Annotated in this window: 20 protein-coding genes and 1 tRNA gene; 3 read left to right on the top strand and 18 right to left on the bottom strand. The window is 71.6% G+C overall.

Annotation, left to right across the window (positions count from 1 at the left end):
* Positions 1-133 precede the first annotated feature (133 nt).
* The 5 genes from LQ327_RS13970 to LQ327_RS13950 form a co-directional block, all read right to left on the bottom strand.
* The gene (locus LQ327_RS13970; RefSeq protein ID WP_230734480.1) at positions 134-706 is read right to left on the bottom strand and encodes a DUF3558 domain-containing protein; all 573 of its coding nucleotides are present in this window, start codon (positions 704-706) and stop codon (positions 134-136) included.
* Positions 690-1,163: a hypothetical protein gene (locus LQ327_RS13965; RefSeq protein WP_230734478.1), complete on the bottom strand. Its 474-nt coding sequence runs from the start codon at positions 1,161-1,163 to the stop codon at positions 690-692. Before LQ327_RS13965 ends, LQ327_RS13970 begins: the two co-directional genes overlap by 17 nt.
* 252 nt (positions 1,164-1,415) lie before the next feature.
* Positions 1,416-1,841 carry an acyl-CoA thioesterase gene (locus tag LQ327_RS13960; protein WP_230734476.1) on the bottom strand — a complete coding sequence of 142 codons (426 nt, stop codon included), beginning with the start codon at positions 1,839-1,841 and terminating at the stop codon, positions 1,416-1,418.
* Positions 1,838-3,568, bottom strand: coding sequence for an AMP-binding protein (locus LQ327_RS13955; protein WP_230734474.1), 1,731 nt, complete (start codon positions 3,566-3,568; stop codon positions 1,838-1,840). The genes LQ327_RS13960 and LQ327_RS13955 overlap by 4 nt, the downstream gene beginning before the upstream one ends.
* A 104-nt stretch (positions 3,569-3,672) precedes the next feature.
* Entirely contained in the window at positions 3,673-3,894 is a 222-nt protein-coding gene (locus LQ327_RS13950; protein ID WP_230734471.1) for a DUF3618 domain-containing protein, read from the bottom strand.
* Between the two features lie 167 nt (positions 3,895-4,061).
* On the opposite strand from LQ327_RS13950, the gene bcp reads away from it, so the two are divergent.
* On the top strand, positions 4,062-4,535 hold the full coding sequence (gene bcp / locus LQ327_RS13945) for a thioredoxin-dependent thiol peroxidase (protein WP_230734470.1): 474 nt from the start codon (positions 4,062-4,064) through the stop codon (positions 4,533-4,535).
* Position 4,536: 1 nt separating this feature from the next.
* Here the strand turns inward: bcp and LQ327_RS13940 are convergent.
* The 12 genes from LQ327_RS13940 to clpS form a co-directional block, all read right to left on the bottom strand.
* A tRNA-Leu gene (locus LQ327_RS13940) sits at positions 4,537-4,612 on the bottom strand.
* Positions 4,613-5,096: 484 nt separating this feature from the next.
* Positions 5,097-5,939, bottom strand: a complete 843-nt coding sequence (locus tag LQ327_RS13935; RefSeq protein ID WP_230734468.1) for an alpha/beta fold hydrolase — start codon at positions 5,937-5,939, stop codon at positions 5,097-5,099.
* Positions 5,940-5,944: 5 nt separating this feature from the next.
* Positions 5,945-6,544: a class I SAM-dependent methyltransferase gene (locus tag LQ327_RS13930; RefSeq protein WP_230734466.1), complete on the bottom strand. Its 600-nt coding sequence runs from the start codon at positions 6,542-6,544 to the stop codon at positions 5,945-5,947.
* A 5-nt stretch (positions 6,545-6,549) separates the two neighbouring features.
* Positions 6,550-7,191: an RdgB/HAM1 family non-canonical purine NTP pyrophosphatase gene (gene rdgB / locus LQ327_RS13925; RefSeq protein WP_230734464.1), complete on the bottom strand. Its 642-nt coding sequence runs from the start codon at positions 7,189-7,191 to the stop codon at positions 6,550-6,552.
* Positions 7,188-7,931, bottom strand: a complete 744-nt coding sequence (gene rph, locus LQ327_RS13920; RefSeq protein WP_230734461.1) for a ribonuclease PH — start codon at positions 7,929-7,931, stop codon at positions 7,188-7,190. Before rph ends, rdgB begins: the two co-directional genes overlap by 4 nt.
* Positions 7,932-7,994: 63 nt before the next feature.
* A complete protein-coding gene (locus LQ327_RS13915) occupies positions 7,995-8,753 on the bottom strand; it encodes an MBL fold metallo-hydrolase (RefSeq protein ID WP_230734460.1) in 759 nt (252 codons plus the stop codon).
* Positions 8,754-8,762: 9 nt separating this feature from the next.
* Positions 8,763-9,341, bottom strand: coding sequence for a rhomboid family intramembrane serine protease (locus LQ327_RS13910; protein WP_230735096.1), 579 nt, complete (start codon positions 9,339-9,341; stop codon positions 8,763-8,765).
* A 131-nt stretch (positions 9,342-9,472) separates the two neighbouring features.
* Positions 9,473-10,423: a PLP-dependent cysteine synthase family protein gene (locus LQ327_RS13905; RefSeq protein WP_230734458.1), complete on the bottom strand. Its 951-nt coding sequence runs from the start codon at positions 10,421-10,423 to the stop codon at positions 9,473-9,475.
* Positions 10,424-10,487: 64 nt separating this feature from the next.
* Positions 10,488-10,763: a MoaD/ThiS family protein gene (locus LQ327_RS13900; protein WP_230734456.1), complete on the bottom strand. Its 276-nt coding sequence runs from the start codon at positions 10,761-10,763 to the stop codon at positions 10,488-10,490.
* Positions 10,764-10,851: 88 nt separating this feature from the next.
* The gene (locus LQ327_RS13895; RefSeq protein ID WP_308286309.1) at positions 10,852-11,379 is read right to left on the bottom strand and encodes a M67 family metallopeptidase; all 528 of its coding nucleotides are present in this window, start codon (positions 11,377-11,379) and stop codon (positions 10,852-10,854) included.
* Positions 11,380-11,949, bottom strand: a complete 570-nt coding sequence (locus LQ327_RS13890) for a DUF2017 domain-containing protein (RefSeq protein ID WP_230734454.1) — start codon at positions 11,947-11,949, stop codon at positions 11,380-11,382.
* Positions 11,950-11,953: 4 nt separating this feature from the next.
* Positions 11,954-12,301: an ATP-dependent Clp protease adapter ClpS gene (gene clpS / locus LQ327_RS13885; protein ID WP_230734452.1), complete on the bottom strand. Its 348-nt coding sequence runs from the start codon at positions 12,299-12,301 to the stop codon at positions 11,954-11,956.
* An 87-nt stretch (positions 12,302-12,388) separates the two neighbouring features.
* Here clpS and LQ327_RS13880 point away from each other — a divergent pair, with 87 nt between their 5' ends.
* Both LQ327_RS13880 and LQ327_RS13875 read left to right on the top strand, forming a co-directional pair.
* Positions 12,389-13,672 carry a nicotinate phosphoribosyltransferase gene (locus LQ327_RS13880; RefSeq protein WP_230734450.1) on the top strand — a complete coding sequence of 428 codons (1,284 nt, stop codon included), beginning with the start codon at positions 12,389-12,391 and terminating at the stop codon, positions 13,670-13,672.
* Positions 13,673-13,691: 19 nt separating this feature from the next.
* A complete protein-coding gene (locus LQ327_RS13875; RefSeq protein WP_230734448.1) occupies positions 13,692-14,258 on the top strand; it encodes an isochorismatase family protein in 567 nt (188 codons plus the stop codon).
* Here the strand turns inward: LQ327_RS13875 and LQ327_RS13870 are convergent.
* Entirely contained in the window at positions 14,250-15,011 is a 762-nt protein-coding gene (locus tag LQ327_RS13870; RefSeq protein WP_230734446.1) for a hypothetical protein, read from the bottom strand. The two genes, LQ327_RS13875 and LQ327_RS13870, sit on opposite strands and share 9 nt — an antisense overlap.
* Positions 15,012-15,428: the final 417 nt, after the last annotated feature.

The raw sequence follows: 15,428 nt of genomic DNA, 5'->3' as shown, positions 1-15,428 counted from the left end.
GAGCTGATCCGCCCCCGACTCGACCACACCCGGATCCCCCGGCATCGGCACCGCCCACCACCCCCTCCGCCCGGGGACGTTAGGGAGGCCGGCCGCGCCGTGGGTGCGGTTTGGGAGAACTCGTGAGAGGAGATCAGCGCTGAGGTGGGAGCTTGCGGATCACGAGGGCGGTGGCCTGTTCGGCGAACTCGCACGCGTCGTTGCCGGGGCGGGGGTCGCCCTTCCCGATCCATGTCGTCTCGATGGCTTGCTTCGGACCGAGGCCCGTCGTGACGGTGCACGTATTGAACTCACCGCGACCGATTTTCTGCAGCGCGGCGGGCATGCCTTCGACCGTGATCGGGACGAGAACCCCGCGCCAGGTCCTGTAGGTGTCAGCGAGCAGATCCCGGCCGGGATCCACGTATATGGCCAGGTTTTCGAGCTCGCCGGACGACCAGTCGCACTCCTGGACACCGTTGTTGGTCCGTTGGCGGCCCTGAGGCCTCATCCCAAGCCGAGTGAGCTCCGATGACGTCAAAGCGGCGCAGGGTCTTCCCACGTACATGGATCCGTCCCGCGGAGCCACGACGGATGGGGCTTCGAGTCGAGGCGACGTGCTTAATGGAGCAGGGTTCGGTTGCGGTGCCGGACTCACGCCTCCGCATGCCGCGATCAGAATCAACACGAGCACGGCCAGCAGTAGCGAGCTAGGCCCTCTTGGCATCGAAGCCCCGGCGAGTCTGGTCCTCCGAGGCCTCGTAAGTGCGTAGTTCGATCTTGATCGCGTCGATCAACAGGTCGAGCCGACGGACCCCAGCGTTCAGTGCACCGAGCAAGGAGCCGTCACCACCATCTGCGACGGTGCCGAGCATCGTCGCAGCGTCTCGGGAGACATCGTCCGCGGAACCGGGATCGACCTTCCCGAGTCGCTGGGCTTCCAGCATGATATCCGCGAGCTCGTCCCGAGCGGCCGTGAGGTCGCGGAGGGTCTGCGGGGCGCGCTCCAGATCGACCGTGAACGACCCGCCGGTCGGCATCTCCACGACCTGCCGCGGCACCACCTGCCCGTTCGTCAACCGCGCCGGGTCCGACGCCTGCGGCCCCGGTGAGCCGGGCAGACCCACACCCCAGGAGTCGGCGAGCTGCCCGGCCGGCCCCCACCCGGGGTCGTTCGGCGGCACCGGAGCACTCATGAACGGCAACGTAGACGAGAACCCCGCCCAGACGGGGCCGAACCGGAGAATCCGCCCGACCCACCCCTCGCAACCATGATCACCAGGCCTCCACGGCCCCGAGCGGCCCCACCGGCAGCCACTCAGGCCTGATGATCATGCAAGCCCCATCGATGGCCATGAACACCGGCAGCCGGCCGACAGCGCAGACACGGAGGCGCCGACCGAGTCACCGTGACTCGGTCGGTCCACCACGAACCTTCACACCCGCGCCGCCGTCGCCAACGCATCCGCCAACCGCCCCGGCACCGCCGTCTTCGTGAAGGAGGACGCGTCCACGCACACGTGCACCAGCGTCACGATCACCGCGTCCGCCCAGGCCTCGTGCTCGGACGACCGCCGCTGGATCGCGAACCGCGTCCGCAACGACGTCGTCCCGACCTTCTCGTTCTCGACGACGATCGACACCGCGTCGCCCCACTCCACCGACGCCCCGTAGTCGAGCTCGGCGTGCACGATCTGGATGTCGACGCCGTCGGAGATCATGTCCGGGTACGGGTAGCCGACCCAGGACTGGAACGCAGTGAACGCCTCGTCGCACCAGGTCAGGTAGTGCCCGAAGAACACCACGCCCTGCTGGTCGATCTCGGCGTACCGCGGCACCACCGGGAACGCGAAGGAACTCACGAGGACCGCAGCCCCAGGGAGTCGTCGGAGAACTCGCCCTCGGGGACGCCGCCGTCGGCCCGCAGCTCGGTCTCCCGCGTCCGCAGCTCGACCCGCCGGATCTTCCCGGAGATCGTCTTCGGGAGCTCGGCGAACTCCAGGCGTCGCACGCGCTTGTAGGCCGGGAGCTGCTCCCGGGCGTACTCGAGGATCGCCCGCGCGGCCTTCTCGTCGGGGTCCCATCCGCGGGCGAGCACGACGTAGGCCTTCGGCACGGCCAGGCGCAGCGGGTCGGGCGAGGGCACGACGGCGGCCTCGGCCACCGCCTCGTGCTCGAGCAGCACGCTCTCGAGCTCGAACGGCGAGATGCGGTAGTCCGACGCCTTGAACACGTCGTCGGAACGCCCGACATAGGTGATGTAGCCGTCCGCGTCCCGTGACCCGACGTCGCCGGTGTGGTAGTAGCCGCCGCGCATGACCTCGGCGTTGCGCTCGTCGTCGTCGGCGTACCCGACCATGAGCCCCACCGGCCGGTGAGAGAGGTCCACGCAGATCTCGCCCTCGTCGCCCACCACACCCGAGACGGGATCCACCAGCGCGATCTCGAACCCCGGCAGGGGCCGGCCCATCGACCCGTCCTTGACGAGCGCGCCCGGCGTGTTCGCGATCTGCAGCGACGACTCGGTCTGCCCGAACCCGTCGCGGATCGTCAGGCCCCAGGCATCGCGGACCTGCTCGATGACCTCGGGGTTCAGCGGCTCGCCGGCGCCGACGAGCTCACGCATCGGCACCTGCCAGCGGCCCAGGTCGGCCTGGATGAGCATCCGCCACACCGTCGGCGGCGCGCAGAACGTGGTGACGCCGTGGTCGACGAGGGTCTTCAGCATCGCGTCGGCGTCGAAGCGGGAGTAGTTGTAGATGAAGATCGTCGCCTCGGCGCACCACGGCGCGAAGACGTTCGACCACGCGTGCTTCGCCCAGCCGGGCGAGGCGACGTTGCAGTGCACGTCGCCTGGCTGCAACCCGATCCAGTACATCGTCGACAGGTGCCCGACGGGGTAGGACACGTGAGTGTGCTGCACCAGCTTGGGCTTCGCGGTGGTGCCCGAGGTGAAGTAGAGGAGCAGGGTCTCGGAGGCCTTCGTCGGGCCGTCGACCTCGAAGTCCTCCGAGGCCGAGTCCGCGTCGGCGAGGTCGAGCCAGCCGTCCGGCGTCGCGGGCCCGACGGCGATGCGGGTGTAGTCACCGGGCACGTCGTCGAACTTGTCGACGTCGGCGTCCCGGACGACGACGTGCTTGGCGGCACCGCGGTCGATGCGGTCGCGCAGGTCGGCCGCGCCGAGCATCGGGGTCGAGGGGATGAGCACGGCGCCGAGCTTCATCGTCGCGAGGATCGTGTCCCACAGCTCGACCTGGTTGGCGAGCATGAGGATGATCCGGTCGCCCCGGCGGACCCCGTGCGAGCGCAACCAGTTCGCGACCCGGTTCGAGCGCCGGGTCATCTCCGCGAACGAGAACTTCCCCTCGCTGCCGTCCTGCTCGACGATCCACAGCGCCGGCCGGTCGGCGGACGCCGGGTCGGCGCCGATCGCGTCGAAGTGCTCGAGCGCCCAGTTGAACTCGTCCAGCTCGGGCCAGGCGAAGTCCCGACGCGCGGCGTCGTAGTCGGTCTGGCGTTCGACGAGGAGGTCGCGGGCCGCGCGGAAGCGCTGGGCCGCGGGAGTGAGTTGCGACGACGACGTCGACACGGTGGGAGACCTCCGAGCTGTCCTGTTACGACGAAGGGCGGGCGTCCCGAGGTTCCTATCACCTCGGGGCGCCCGCCCACAGCCGTCGGATCAGCCGGTCGTGCCTACTTGAGCAGCTTGCGCAGCAGGAGGAGTCCGATCAGGGTGCCCGCAGCGATCACCCCGTACTTGATCTTCGGGTCGGCCCACTTCTCGGCCGCGATCTCCTTGCCCTGCTCACTGAGCCGCTGCGGGTTCGCGCGATCCGAGAGCTCGTCCAGCGCACCCGCGAGAGCCTCGCGCGCCTGTTCGATCTCCCGCTCGATGGTGTCCGGGTCCCGTGCCACGGAGCCTCCCTCGTCCTGTCCGGTCCGACTGCTGCCGGTCTGTTCGTCGACGCAGCCCGTTGCGTGCTGCCGCCCATCGTGGCCGCATCGTCACGCGGCGGCCGTGCGTCCCGGCGACGACTCGCCGCGCGGTCCGCGATCACATGCGAGCGGTATCCTGCCCGCCCGTGGCCACTGATAACCGTCTGACCCCGGGTGACGCTGCCCCGGAGTTCTCGCTGCCCTCGGACACCGGCGAGACGGTGTCGCTCGCGGACTACCGCGGCGGCCGCGTCATCGTCTACTTCTACCCCGCCGCGAACACCCCCGGATGCACCAAGGAGGCCTGCGACTTCACCGAGAACCTGGCCACCTTCAACGACGCCGGGATCTCCGTCGTGGGCATCTCGCCGGACAAGCCGGAGAAGCTCGCCAAGTTCCGCGCCGACCAGGGGTTGACGTTCCCGCTGCTCTCGGACCCGGAGAAGAGCGTCCTCGAGGCCTACGGCGCCTGGGGCGAGAAGACGATGTACGGGCGCACGTCGGTCGGCGTCATCCGCTCGACGTTCCTGGTGGACGCCGAGGGGAAGGTCGAGGACGCGCAGTACGGCGTGAAGGCGACCGGCCACGTGGGCCGGTTGCTGCGCGATCTGAAGCTCTGAGTGCCGGCGGTGGGACTCGAACCCACACTGTCCGGAGCCTAATTCCGGGGCCTCCTGCCAAATTGGGCTACGCCGGCTCTGCCACTTGGACTACGGCCTCCGTCCCCGCGAGCACCACGTGTCCGTCTGCGAGTGGCAGTTGCCGCACAGGATACGGAGGTTCTCCAGCCGGTTGTCGGTGTGGTCACCGTTGATGTGGTCGAGCTGGAGCGGTAGCGCCTTGCCCTGCCATTCGGAGAGCCCGCACCCTCCGCAACGGTCCTCTTGAGGCCGGCCCCCACGAGCCGTACGCGCAACTCGTCCGTCCAGGCTCTGACGCTCCGGCCGAGCTGGGGTCGCCGGACGATGTGCGACGAGTCGATGCACAGCCGTTCGAGGTAGGTCTCCATGACCCGGTACTTCCCGGGGCGGAGCCCGAGGTGGTAGTAGATCTCGGCGAAGGTCGTGCTGGCGGCGACGGCCTCGCGGAGCTGATCGTCGGTCCATGAGCGTTGACGTGGCATGCGTCCACAGTAGTCGACCACGTGTTCGATACACGGGTTGACGCGCCACGCGTCAACACTATTTCTCCTGCAGGAATTCCCGCACCGCATCCGCCATCTCCGCCGCGGCCTCCAACGGCGTGAAGTGACCGACGTCCTCGAGCACGCGCACCGTCCCGTTCGGGAACAGCTCCCCCGAGTTCTCGGCGAACCGCCGCGGGTACAGCGGATCCTGGGCGCCCCACAGCATCGTCGTCGGGACCTCGACCGGCGGCGGCAGCTCCGACGCCGAACGCAACGACAACGCCGTCGCCAACGTCGCCGACCCCGAGCGGTACCAGTTCAGCGCCGCCGTGAACGCCCCCGGCCGCGAGTACCAGGCGACCAGCTCCTCGGTCAGCGCCGCATCCGGCCGGTTGCCCCAGTGCGACCAGAAGTGCTGCAGGTAGGTCCGCACCGCCGCCGGATTGCCGTCGCACAGCTCCGCGCACAGCGCCAGCTGGTGGAAGTCCTGGTACCAGAACTCGGCCCGGTGGTCGTCGTCGAGCGCGCAGGGCCCGAACGTCGAGGGCGGCAGGGCGTTCCCGACGACGATGCCGCGCAGCCGGTCCGGGATCGTCCGGCCCAGCGTCACCGCCAGGGTGGCGCCCACGTCGTACCCGACGACGACGGGTCGCTCGAGTCCCAGCGAGTCGATCAGCTCGACGAGCATGCGCACCTGGGCGTCGCGCCCGAAGTCCGAGTGCGGCCGAGCTTCATCGCCCGGTGAGAACGAGTCCGCGTACCCGAGCAGGTGCGGGACGACGACGTCGGCGGCATCAACGAGCAGCGGCGTCAGCAGCCGGTAGTCCGACGGGCCGCCCGGCCAGCCGTGCAGGCACAGCACCGGCGTCCCCGAACCGTTCCGATCGACCGCGACCACAGGCCTCACCCCTCTGCAGAAGAGCGGACCTCCAGCACCCGGAAGCCCGCGTTCGACGACAGTCTCGACACCGAGTACCCCTGATCGCCCAGCCATCGCGCCAACGAGTCCGACCCGAGGTTCTTCGCGACGACGAGGTACGACGGCCCGGCCACGCGTGGCAGCCACTCGACGAGCAGGTCGTGCAGTGCCGCCTTTCCCGACCGGATCGGCGGGTTCGACCACATCCCGGCGAACACGACGTCGTCGGGCACCTCGTCCGGACGGCACGCGCGCACGTTGCCCAGGCCCGCCGCCTCGGCGTTCGCCCGCACGAGATCGAGGGCCCGCGAGTTGACGTCGACCGCCCACACGGTCGACCGACGACGGATCGTCGCGAGCCACAGCGAGATCGGCCCCCAGCCGCAGCCGAGGTCGAGCAGGTCGCCGCCGCCCGACGGCTCCGGCACGTGGTCGAGCAGCACCCGCGTGCCCTTGTCGAGGCGCCCGCGCGCGAAGACCCCGGAGTCGGTGGTGACCGCCAGCGAGAGCCCGCGCACCTCGAGCCGTGCCGGGGCCGGCGACGACGGCGTGGTCGGCTGCTCCGCGAAGTACTGGTCGGCCACGACGGTCAGTCCGCGAGCAGCGAGCGCAACCGGGGCGCGAGCGTCCGGAACGCGCGGGCGCGGTGCGAGACGGCGTCCTTCTCCGCAGCCGACATCTCCGCCGAGGTCCGCGTCTCCCCCTCGGGCACGAACGCCGGGTCGTAGCCGAAGCCGTTGAGGCCCCGCGGCGAGCGGATCAGCCGTCCGGGCCACTTCTCGGTCACGACGATCTCGCGGCCGTCGGGATGCGCGGCGGCCGCGGCGCAGACGAACGCGGCGCCGCGCCGCTCCTCGGGGACGTCCGCCATCTGGTCCAGGACGAGCGCGAGGTTCCGGGCGTCCTTCTCCCGCCGGTCGCCCGGGCCCCCGGACCACCGCGCGGAGAGCACCCCCGGCATGCCGTTGAGGGCGTCGACGGCGAGCCCGGAGTCGTCGGCGACGGCGAGCATGCCGGTCGCGGCGGCCGCGTCGTGGGCCTTGGCCAGCGAGTTCTCCGCGAAGGTCGCGCCGGTCTCCGGTGCCTCGTCGAAGGGCGGCACCTCGTCGAGCCCGACGATGCGCACGCCCTCCACCCCGAGGGCGGCGACGACACGACGCAGCTCGGCGAGCTTGGCGTCGTTGCGGGTGGCGAGCAGGACGTCGCGGGTCGCCACGTCGGCGCCCGTCACGGGAGCTCCCCCGGGTAGGGCTCGGCGAGCGCGGCGGCCTGGATCTCGGTCAGGCGCGCGATGCCGGCGAGCGAGGAGTCGAGCATGGCGTCGAGCGTCGCGCGGGTGTAGGTCGCGCCCTCACCGGTGCCCTGGACCTCGACGAGCGTGCCCGCATCCGTCGCGACGACGTTCATGTCCACCTCGGCGCGGCTGTCCTCGGAGTAGGGCAGGTCGAGCCGCACGCGCCCGTCGACGACGCCCACCGAGACGGCCGCGATGGAGCACGACAGCGGCTGCGGGTCGGCGAGGCGCTTGTGGGCCTTGAGCCAGGTGACCGCGTCGGCGAGGGCCACGTAGGCGCCGGTGATGGCCGCGGTGCGGGTGCCGCCGTCCGCCTGCAGGACGTCGCAGTCGAGCTGGATGGTGTTCTCGCCCAGCGCCTTGAGGTCGATCGCCGCGCGCAGCGACCGCCCCACCAGCCGGCTGATCTCGTGGGTGCGGCCCCCGACACGGCCCTTGACCGACTCGCGGTCGCTGCGGGTGTGCGTGGCCGACGGCAGCATCGCGTACTCGGCGGTCAGCCACCCGAGGCCGGAGTCACGCCGCCAGCGTGGGACGCCCTCCGTCACGCTCGCGGCGCAGAGCACCCTGGTGCTGCCGAAGGAGACGAGGACCGAACCCGCGGGGTGCTGCTGGAACCCGCGGCGGATCTCGATGGGGCGGAGCTCGTCGTCGGACCTGCCGTCGCTGCGTGCCACGGGCGACCACCCTAGAGAACCCGCTCCCGGCACGAGGCGGCGCGGACCCCCGTCCGGGGCAGGTCAGATGGTGTAGTGCGCGTCCGGCCGGACGAGCTCGGCGGGTCCGCCGTACTGCGAGCGCGCCTCGGCGAGCAGCTCCTCGCCGTCGTACCAGGCGGGCACGTGGGTGATCAGCAGCCGCTTCACCCCGGCCTCGCGGGCGACCTGACCGGCCTGCACACCGGACAGGTGCACTCCTGGCGGGCGGTCCGGGGAGTCGGTCCAGGTGGCCTCGCACAGCAGCACGTCGGCCCGGGCGGCGAGCTCGACGAGGCTGCGGCACGGCCCGGTGTCCCCGGAGTAGACGAGCGACCGGCCCTGGTGCTCGAGGCGCACGCCGTAGGCCTCGCACGGGTGGTCGACCGGGGCGCTGGAGAGCGCGACGTCGCCCACGCCCGAGGGACCGTCGGCGAACACGTGGTAGTCGAAGACGTCGGTGAGATCGGTCGCCACGCGCTCGTCCGACGACGGGGCGTAGGCCACCGCGAGCCGGACCTCCGACTCGCTGGGGCCGTGCAGCGGGAGCACCTTGCCCGGTCCGTCGGGGTGGTAGCGACGGTGCACGACGAGCCCGGAGACGTCGGCGCAGTGGTCCGGGTGGAGGTGCGAGAGGACGACGGCATCGAGCTCGAACGGGTCCATGTGGCGCTGCAGCGTCCCGAACGTGCCGTTGCCCAGGTCCATCACGAGCGTCGTCCCCCGCGTGCGCACGAGATAACCCGACGCCGGCGAGGTGGGCCCGGCACCGCTGCCGGAGCACCCCAGGACGATCAATTCCACGCGCGCACCCTACGGTCCGACAGGAGAGGGCGACACCGGGCCGGTGGGAGGGCTGCCACGGGCGGTCCGGCGGTCGGCCGACGCCACCAGGCGCGCGGCGAGGATGCCCGAGAGGGCACCGAAGAGGTGGGCCTGCCAGGAGACGCCGGGGGTGCCCGGGAGGATCCCCCACAGCACCGAGCCGTAGAGCAGGAGCAGCACGACGGCGAGCGCGATCTGTCTCCCGGACCGGGCGAAGAAGCCGCGGAACAGCAGGAACGCCAGCCAGCCGAAGATGACCCCGGACGCGCCGATCGTCACGCCGAAGCCGCCGGTCAGCCACGTCAGGAACCCGCCGAGCAGCCAGATGAGCGCGGTCACGGCGATGAACTGGCCGAGCCCGCCCGCGAGCACGAAGAAGCCGAGGATCAGGAACGGCAGCGAGTTCGCGATCAGGTGGGCCCAGCTCGCGTGCAGCAGCGGCGCCCAGAGGATGCCCGCGAGCCCGTCGACCTCGCGCGGGCGGATGCCGTCCTGGTCGAGCGCGTTCGCGAAGACGAACTGGTCCGCCGCCTCGATCGCCCACAGCACGGCGAGGAAGATCAGCATCCCGACGGCCGCCCGCACGGGGTGGGCCGGGATAACCCGCGGCTTGGCCCGTTCTGCCGGGGCCGCGGATCCGGGGGTGGTCACACGACCGAGGGTACCGCCGCCGACGACGGGAGAGCGTGAGGAATCGGTCAGGCCCAGAGCTCGCCCTCGAGCCCCTCCGCCGCTTCCTCGAGGGTCCCGGAGTAGGCCCCGGTGGACAGGTACTTCCACCCGCCGTCGCACACGACCATCACGATGTCGGCGTCGTCGTCGCCGCCCGCGGCCTTCTCGGCCTGGGCCAGCGCGGCGTGCAGGATCCCGCCGGTCGAGATGCCGGCGAAGATGCCCTCCTGCTCGACGAGCTGGCGGGTCCGACGCAGCGCGTCGTACGCGCCGACCGAGTAGCGCCCGGTGAGCACCTCGGGGTCGTACAGCTCGGGGACGAAGCCCTCGGAGATGTTGCGCAGGCCGTAGACCAGCTCGCCGTAGCGGGGCTCGGCGGCGATGATCTGGCAGTCCGGCTTGTGCTCACGCAGGTAGCGGCCGGTGCCGACCAACGTCCCAGTCGTCCCCAGCCCGGCGACGAAGTGGGTCACCGTCGGGACGTCGCGCAGGATCTCCGGGCCGGTGCCCTCGTAGTGCGCGAGCGCGTTGGCCGGGTTGCCGTACTGGTAGAGCATGACCCAGTCCGGGTGCTCGGCCGCGATCTCCTTGGCGGTGGCCACCGCCTGGTTCGAGCCGCCCGCCGCCGGCGAGAAAATGATCTTCGCACCGTACATCTCGAGGAGCTGGCGCCGCTCCGCCGAGGTGTTCTCCGGCATGACGCATACCAGGTCGTAGCCCTTGAGCTTCGCCGCCATCGCCAGCGAGATGCCGGTGTTGCCCGAGGTCGGCTCCAGGAGGGTGGCGCCGGGCTTCAGGAGCCCGTCCTCCTCGGCCTTCGTGATCATCCGGAGCGCGGGGCGGTCCTTGATCGAGCCGGTCGGGTTGCGGTCCTCGAGCTTCGCCCACAGCCGCACGTGGGGGGCGGGCGAGAAGGAGGGCAGCCCCACGATCGGGGTGTCGCCCAGGGCGTCGATCAGCGAGTCGTACCGCGCCATCGGAAGTGTGCTCCAGAACGGGTGGACCCGGCGCGGACCGAGACGGTCCGGCGCCGGGAGGGGCTCAGCGCCCGCCGGCGACCGCGGGCAGGATCGTCACCGTGCCGCCGTCGGGGACCTGGGCGTCGAGGCCGCCGGCGAAGCGGACGTCCTCGTCGTTGACGTAGACGTTGACGAAGCGGTGCAGCGCGCCGTCGGTGACCAGGCGGTCCTTGATGCCGGGGTGGTTGGCCTCGAGGTCGGTGATGACCTCCTGCAGCGTCGACCCGTCGGCCTTGACCTGCTTCTCACCACCGGTGTGGGTGCGCAGGATCGTCGGGATCGAGACGGTGGCGGACACGGCGTTTCCTCCTGGGGACAGCTCGGTGATGCTCTCGACGAACAGCGTCGCATGCGCCCCGGTTGTTCCGGGACCGTCGACGTGAGGCTCAGTCGCGGTCGGGGACGTCGCCCGCGCCGGTGTGGGAGAACATGTAGTTCTCCACGACCTGGATCTCGTCCTCGACGACCTCTCCCGCGTCGTCCAGCAGGAACGACCGCAGGTCGGGCTCGGCGTCGGGACCGGTCAGGGCGACGATCGCGAAGTGCACACCGGGCTGCAGGCCCATGTACTCGATGTCCTTGACCGACGGATACGCCTCGGGCAGCCCGGTGTCGGTCAGCGGGCGGCGCGGCACCCGGGTGTGCGAGTGGAAGACGACGACCGGTTCCTCGTCGCGCTCCATGGCCTCGCGGTGGACCCGGAGCTGTTCCTTCGAGTCGAACCGGTAGTCGCTGCCCTGGGCGTCGGAGTCGTCGGCGTTGGTCATCGGCACGTAGCGCTCGGGCCGGTCGCTCTCCTCCGGGCCCAGCAGCTGTCCGCACGCCTCACGCGGGTGATCACGGCGCGCGTGCGCCACCATCTGCTCCACGAGGTCGGCACGGATCACGAGCACGCCGAACAGCTTACTGGTCACTCAGGGGAGCAGCACCGTGACGAGAGAGTCCTGCAGCCACGTCAACCAGTGGTAGACGGGCAGGTGGTCGGCGCAGGGGTCGTCCGACGGGAGCTGCTCGGGCATGTCCTCGCTGACCTCGAGGGCGGTGCCCAGCGCCAGGCGCACGTCGTTCAGGGCGGTGAGCCAGGCCTCGGCCTGCGGCCCGGTGAGCTCGACGCGCCCGCCCCCGGCCGGCAGCGAGGACAGCATCATCGCGATCGCGTCGCGCTTGGCCTCGATGAGCTCGGGCTCGCGCACCGAGCGCAGCGCCGCGGCGAGCGCCGCCCCGTCGGGCTCGCCACCCTCGGCGTCGGCCCGGTGGAAGTCCGGGAGCAGCCGCGCCAGCACCGGGTCGTCCGGCGCGGTGGACGGGCCGGTGCGGATGCCGGTGAGCGCGGACAGCTCGTCGCTCGGGGACGCGTCCGACCGGCCGGAGAGCATGTCGTCGACCTGCCCGACGAGCCCGCGCAGGACCGACGCCTCCGGCGGGTCGAGCACGGCGACATACCGGGCACGCTCACCGCGGCCGTGCCGCTTCCAGGCGCGCACGGGCCTACGACGACCGCTGCATCGTCGCCCACAGGCCCGCCGCATGGAGCTTCGCGACGTCGCCCTCGACCTTCTCCCGGCTGCCCGACGACACCGTGGCCCGACCCTTGTGGTGCACGTCCATCATCAGCGCGGTGGCCTTGTCCTTGTTGTAGCCGAACAGCTTCTGGAACACCCAGGTCACGTAGGACATGAGGTTCACCGGGTCGTTCCAGACGACCGTCTGCCACGGGGTGTCGACGTCGACCAGCTCGTCGGGCAGCTCCTCGACGGTCGTCGCGGGCTCGACCGGCGCCGAGAGACGCGCGACCGGACCGCCTCTGCGACCGACCTGTCCGACGTGCACGCGCATGTCCCCATCGTCTCAGCTCGGCACGGATGGATGCACCCGCCCTCGTCGTGATCGCAGCCGAACGGGACCGGGCCCTAGGCTGGACGGATGACGAGCGGTACCGCGCTGATGACCGATCAGTACGAGCTGACGATGCTCGACGCGGCCCTGGCCGACGGCACCGCGCACCGCCGGTGCACCTTCGAGGTCTTCGCCCGCAGCCTCCCGCACGGCCGCCGCTACGGCGTCGTCGCCGGCATCTCCCGGATGATCGACGCCCTTGGACGCTTCTCGTTCGGTGACGAGGAGATCGGCGCGCTGCGGGCCACCGGCGCGATCCCCGATCGGACCCTGGAGCACCTGGCGACCACCCGCTTCGCCGGAGACGTCGCTGGCTACCCGGAGGGCGAGCTCTACTTCCCGGGCTCGCCGATCGTCACCGTCACCGGGACGTTCGCCGAGTGCGTGCTGCTCGAGACCCTCGTGCTCTCCATCCTCAACCACGACTGCGCGATCGCCTCGGCGGCGGCGCGCATGACGACGGCGGCCGCCGGGCGACGCCTCATCGAGATGGGGTCGCGGCGCACCCACGAGGAGGCCGCGGTGGCCGCGGCGCGGGCCGCCTACCTGGCGGGGTTCGACGCGACGTCCAACCTCGAGGCCGCCGCCCGCTACGGCGTCCCGACGACGGGCACCTCGGCCCACGCGTTCACGCTGCTGCACGACTCCGAGGAGGAGGCGTTCCGCGCCCAGGTGGCCGCGCTCGGCGTCGGGACGACCCTGCTCGTCGACACCTACGACATCACCGAGGGCATCGAGACGGCCGTGCGCGTCGCCGGGCCGGAGCTCGGCGCGGTGCGCATCGACTCCGGCGACCTCGGGGTCATGGCCCAGCGCGCGCGGGCGCAGCTGGACTCGCTGGGCGCGACCTCCACCCGCGTGGTGCTCTCCGGAGACCTCGACGAGCACGCCATCGCCGGGCTGCGCGCCGAGCCGGTGGACGCGTACGGGGTGGGCACCTCGGTGGTCACCGGCTCCGGCGCCCCGACCGCGGGGATGGTCTACAAGCTCGTCGAGGTCGAGGGCCGGCCGGTGGCGAAGCGCTCGTCGTCGAAGGAGTCCCGCGGCGGGGCGAAGTCGGCGGTGCGCCGCCACAAGCCGACCGGGACGGCGGTCGAGGAGGTCGTGCACCGGGTGGGCGCGCCGGTCGAGGTCGGCGAGCACGACCGCGTGGTGCCCGTCGACCTGGTCAAGAGCGGCGAGCCGGTGGCCGGGCTGCCCTCGCTCGCCGAGGCCCGGGAGCACCTCCGCCGGAACCTCGTCGCGATCCCCTGGGAGGGGCTCAAGCTCTCGCGCGGGGAGCCCGCGATCCCGACGACCTTCGTCGGGTGATCGCCGTAGGCTCGGTGCCATGGCCCGCGCGCTGATCGTGGTGGACGTCCAGATCGACTTCTGCGAGGGCGGGTCGATGGGCGTGGCGGGCGGCGCGGCGACCGCGGCCGCCATCACCGGGTACCTGACCGCGGAGCACGGCCGGTACGCCCACATCGTCGCCTCGCGGGACTACCACGAGGACCCGGGCGGGCACTTCGCCGCCGATCCCGACTTCGTCGACACCTGGCCGGTGCACTGCCGCGTCGGCGAGGCCGGCGCCGCGTTCCACCCGGAGCTCGACGTCTCGCGGATGGAGGAGGTGTTCTCCAAGGGCCGCTTCACCGCGGCGTACTCGGCGTTCGAGGGGGCCTCGGCGTCGGGGGAGACGCTCGCGGACTGGCTGCGCGAGCGCGACGTCGACCTCGTCGAGGTCTGCGGCATCGCCACCGACCACTGCGTGCGCGCGACCGCGCTCGACGCTGCCCGCGAGGGCTTCACGACGACGGTGCTGCTCGACCTGACGACGGGCGTCGCGGCGGAGACCACGGAGCTGGCGCTGGCGGAGATGAGCTCGGCGGGGGTCGCGTTCGCGCAGTCAGTCTGAGGACCGGATCTCCAGCGCGCCGATCACGAACGCCGCGAGGCCCAGCGGGATCGACACGAAGGCCATCTGGATCGCCTCGGTCCGGGCCTCGCCGACCGCGCCCACGACGTTGAACCAGACGTCGCAGCACAGCAGGGCGCCGGCGACGGACGCTGCCACCGGGACTCTCGTGGGCCGGTGTCGCAGCGCGAGGGCCGTCGTGATGAGCGCGACGGCCTCGGCGACGTCGAGGGTGATCCAGATCAGCTTCAGGTGGTGGGCCTCCTGCGCCGGGAAACCGGCGGCGGCCGAGCGCTGCCAGGCGAGGAGTGTCGCCACCGCGGCGAGGACGAACAGGACGGCCGACGTGCGTGATCGTGCCGGCTCGTTGCGGGCGACGATCGCGCAGAGCACCGCGACCGGGCCGAGGACGACCACCGTCGCGACGGCGGCGGCCCGTGGGTAGGTCGCGGTCCCGGTGACGACGTGGAAGAAGCCGGCGCACACGGCGAGCGCGGCGGTGGCGCCCGCGGTCATCGTGAGGAACGGCGAGCCGGTCAGCGTCAGGACGGCGCTGACCAGCAGCCCGCCGGTGATCGTCGCGAGCGCTCCCCCGGCCGCCAGGGGCAGGTTCCCGACGGCGGCGGTGGGCGGCTGCACGACGGCGAGGATCACGATCCACGGCAGGAGCGCGACGCCGGCGACGCCGAACACGAGCGACCACCAGAGGTGCCGCCGCGCGGGCGGCGCGCTCCGGGTCGTCGTCGGGTCCACGGGGTCAGCCTGCTCCCGGCGGCGGCTCGGAGACATCCGTCATCCGGCCTCGACCCCAGCGGTGCCCTGGGAGACGTGCCCCGGACTCAAGATCTCGACGTGTGCGGCGGAACGCGTCAGATCTGAGGCGTTCCGGCGCACGGAAGTGGATCACGAGCCGGGAGCGCGGGTTCCGGCACCGTCAGCTGCCCGGCGGCTCGAGGCTGTAGCGGTCGACGTGGTGGTTCCAGGACCGCCAGGACCTCCTCGCGGGCGATCCCCGAATACGCCTCCGGTTGACGGAGCGAGACCGCGCCCCGCCATCGCGGGCACCCCGAGTCTGCCGCGATCACGTGAATCTCGTCGAGCAGACCGATCAGCCGGTGTGGGAGGACGAGTTCCTCCACCCAGTGCTCGGCCCGGTAGGCCCATCCGCCG

The sequence above is a fragment of the Actinomycetospora endophytica genome (assembly GCF_021026375.1).
Taxonomy (GTDB): domain Bacteria; phylum Actinomycetota; class Actinomycetes; order Mycobacteriales; family Pseudonocardiaceae; genus Actinomycetospora; species Actinomycetospora endophytica.
This window is presented reverse-complemented; position numbering and strand designations above follow the sequence as displayed.

Excerpts from the sequence above, each read along its gene's own strand:
- LQ327_RS13970 (WP_230734480.1), bottom strand. The coding sequence starts at position 706 with ATGCCAAGAGGGCCTAGCTCGCTACTGCTGGCCGTGCTCGTGTTGATT.
- LQ327_RS13910 (WP_230735096.1), bottom strand. The coding sequence starts at position 9,341 with ATGCTGATCTTCCTCGCCGTGCTGTGGGCGATCGAGGCGGCGGACCAG.
- LQ327_RS13905 (WP_230734458.1), bottom strand. The coding sequence starts at position 10,423 with ATGGCGCGGTACGACTCGCTGATCGACGCCCTGGGCGACACCCCGATC.
- clpS (WP_230734452.1), bottom strand. The coding sequence starts at position 12,301 with ATGCGCGTGCACGTCGGACAGGTCGGTCGCAGAGGCGGTCCGGTCGCG.
- LQ327_RS13880 (WP_230734450.1), top strand. The coding sequence starts at position 12,389 with ATGACGAGCGGTACCGCGCTGATGACCGATCAGTACGAGCTGACGATG.
- LQ327_RS13875 (WP_230734448.1), top strand. The coding sequence starts at position 13,692 with ATGGCCCGCGCGCTGATCGTGGTGGACGTCCAGATCGACTTCTGCGAG.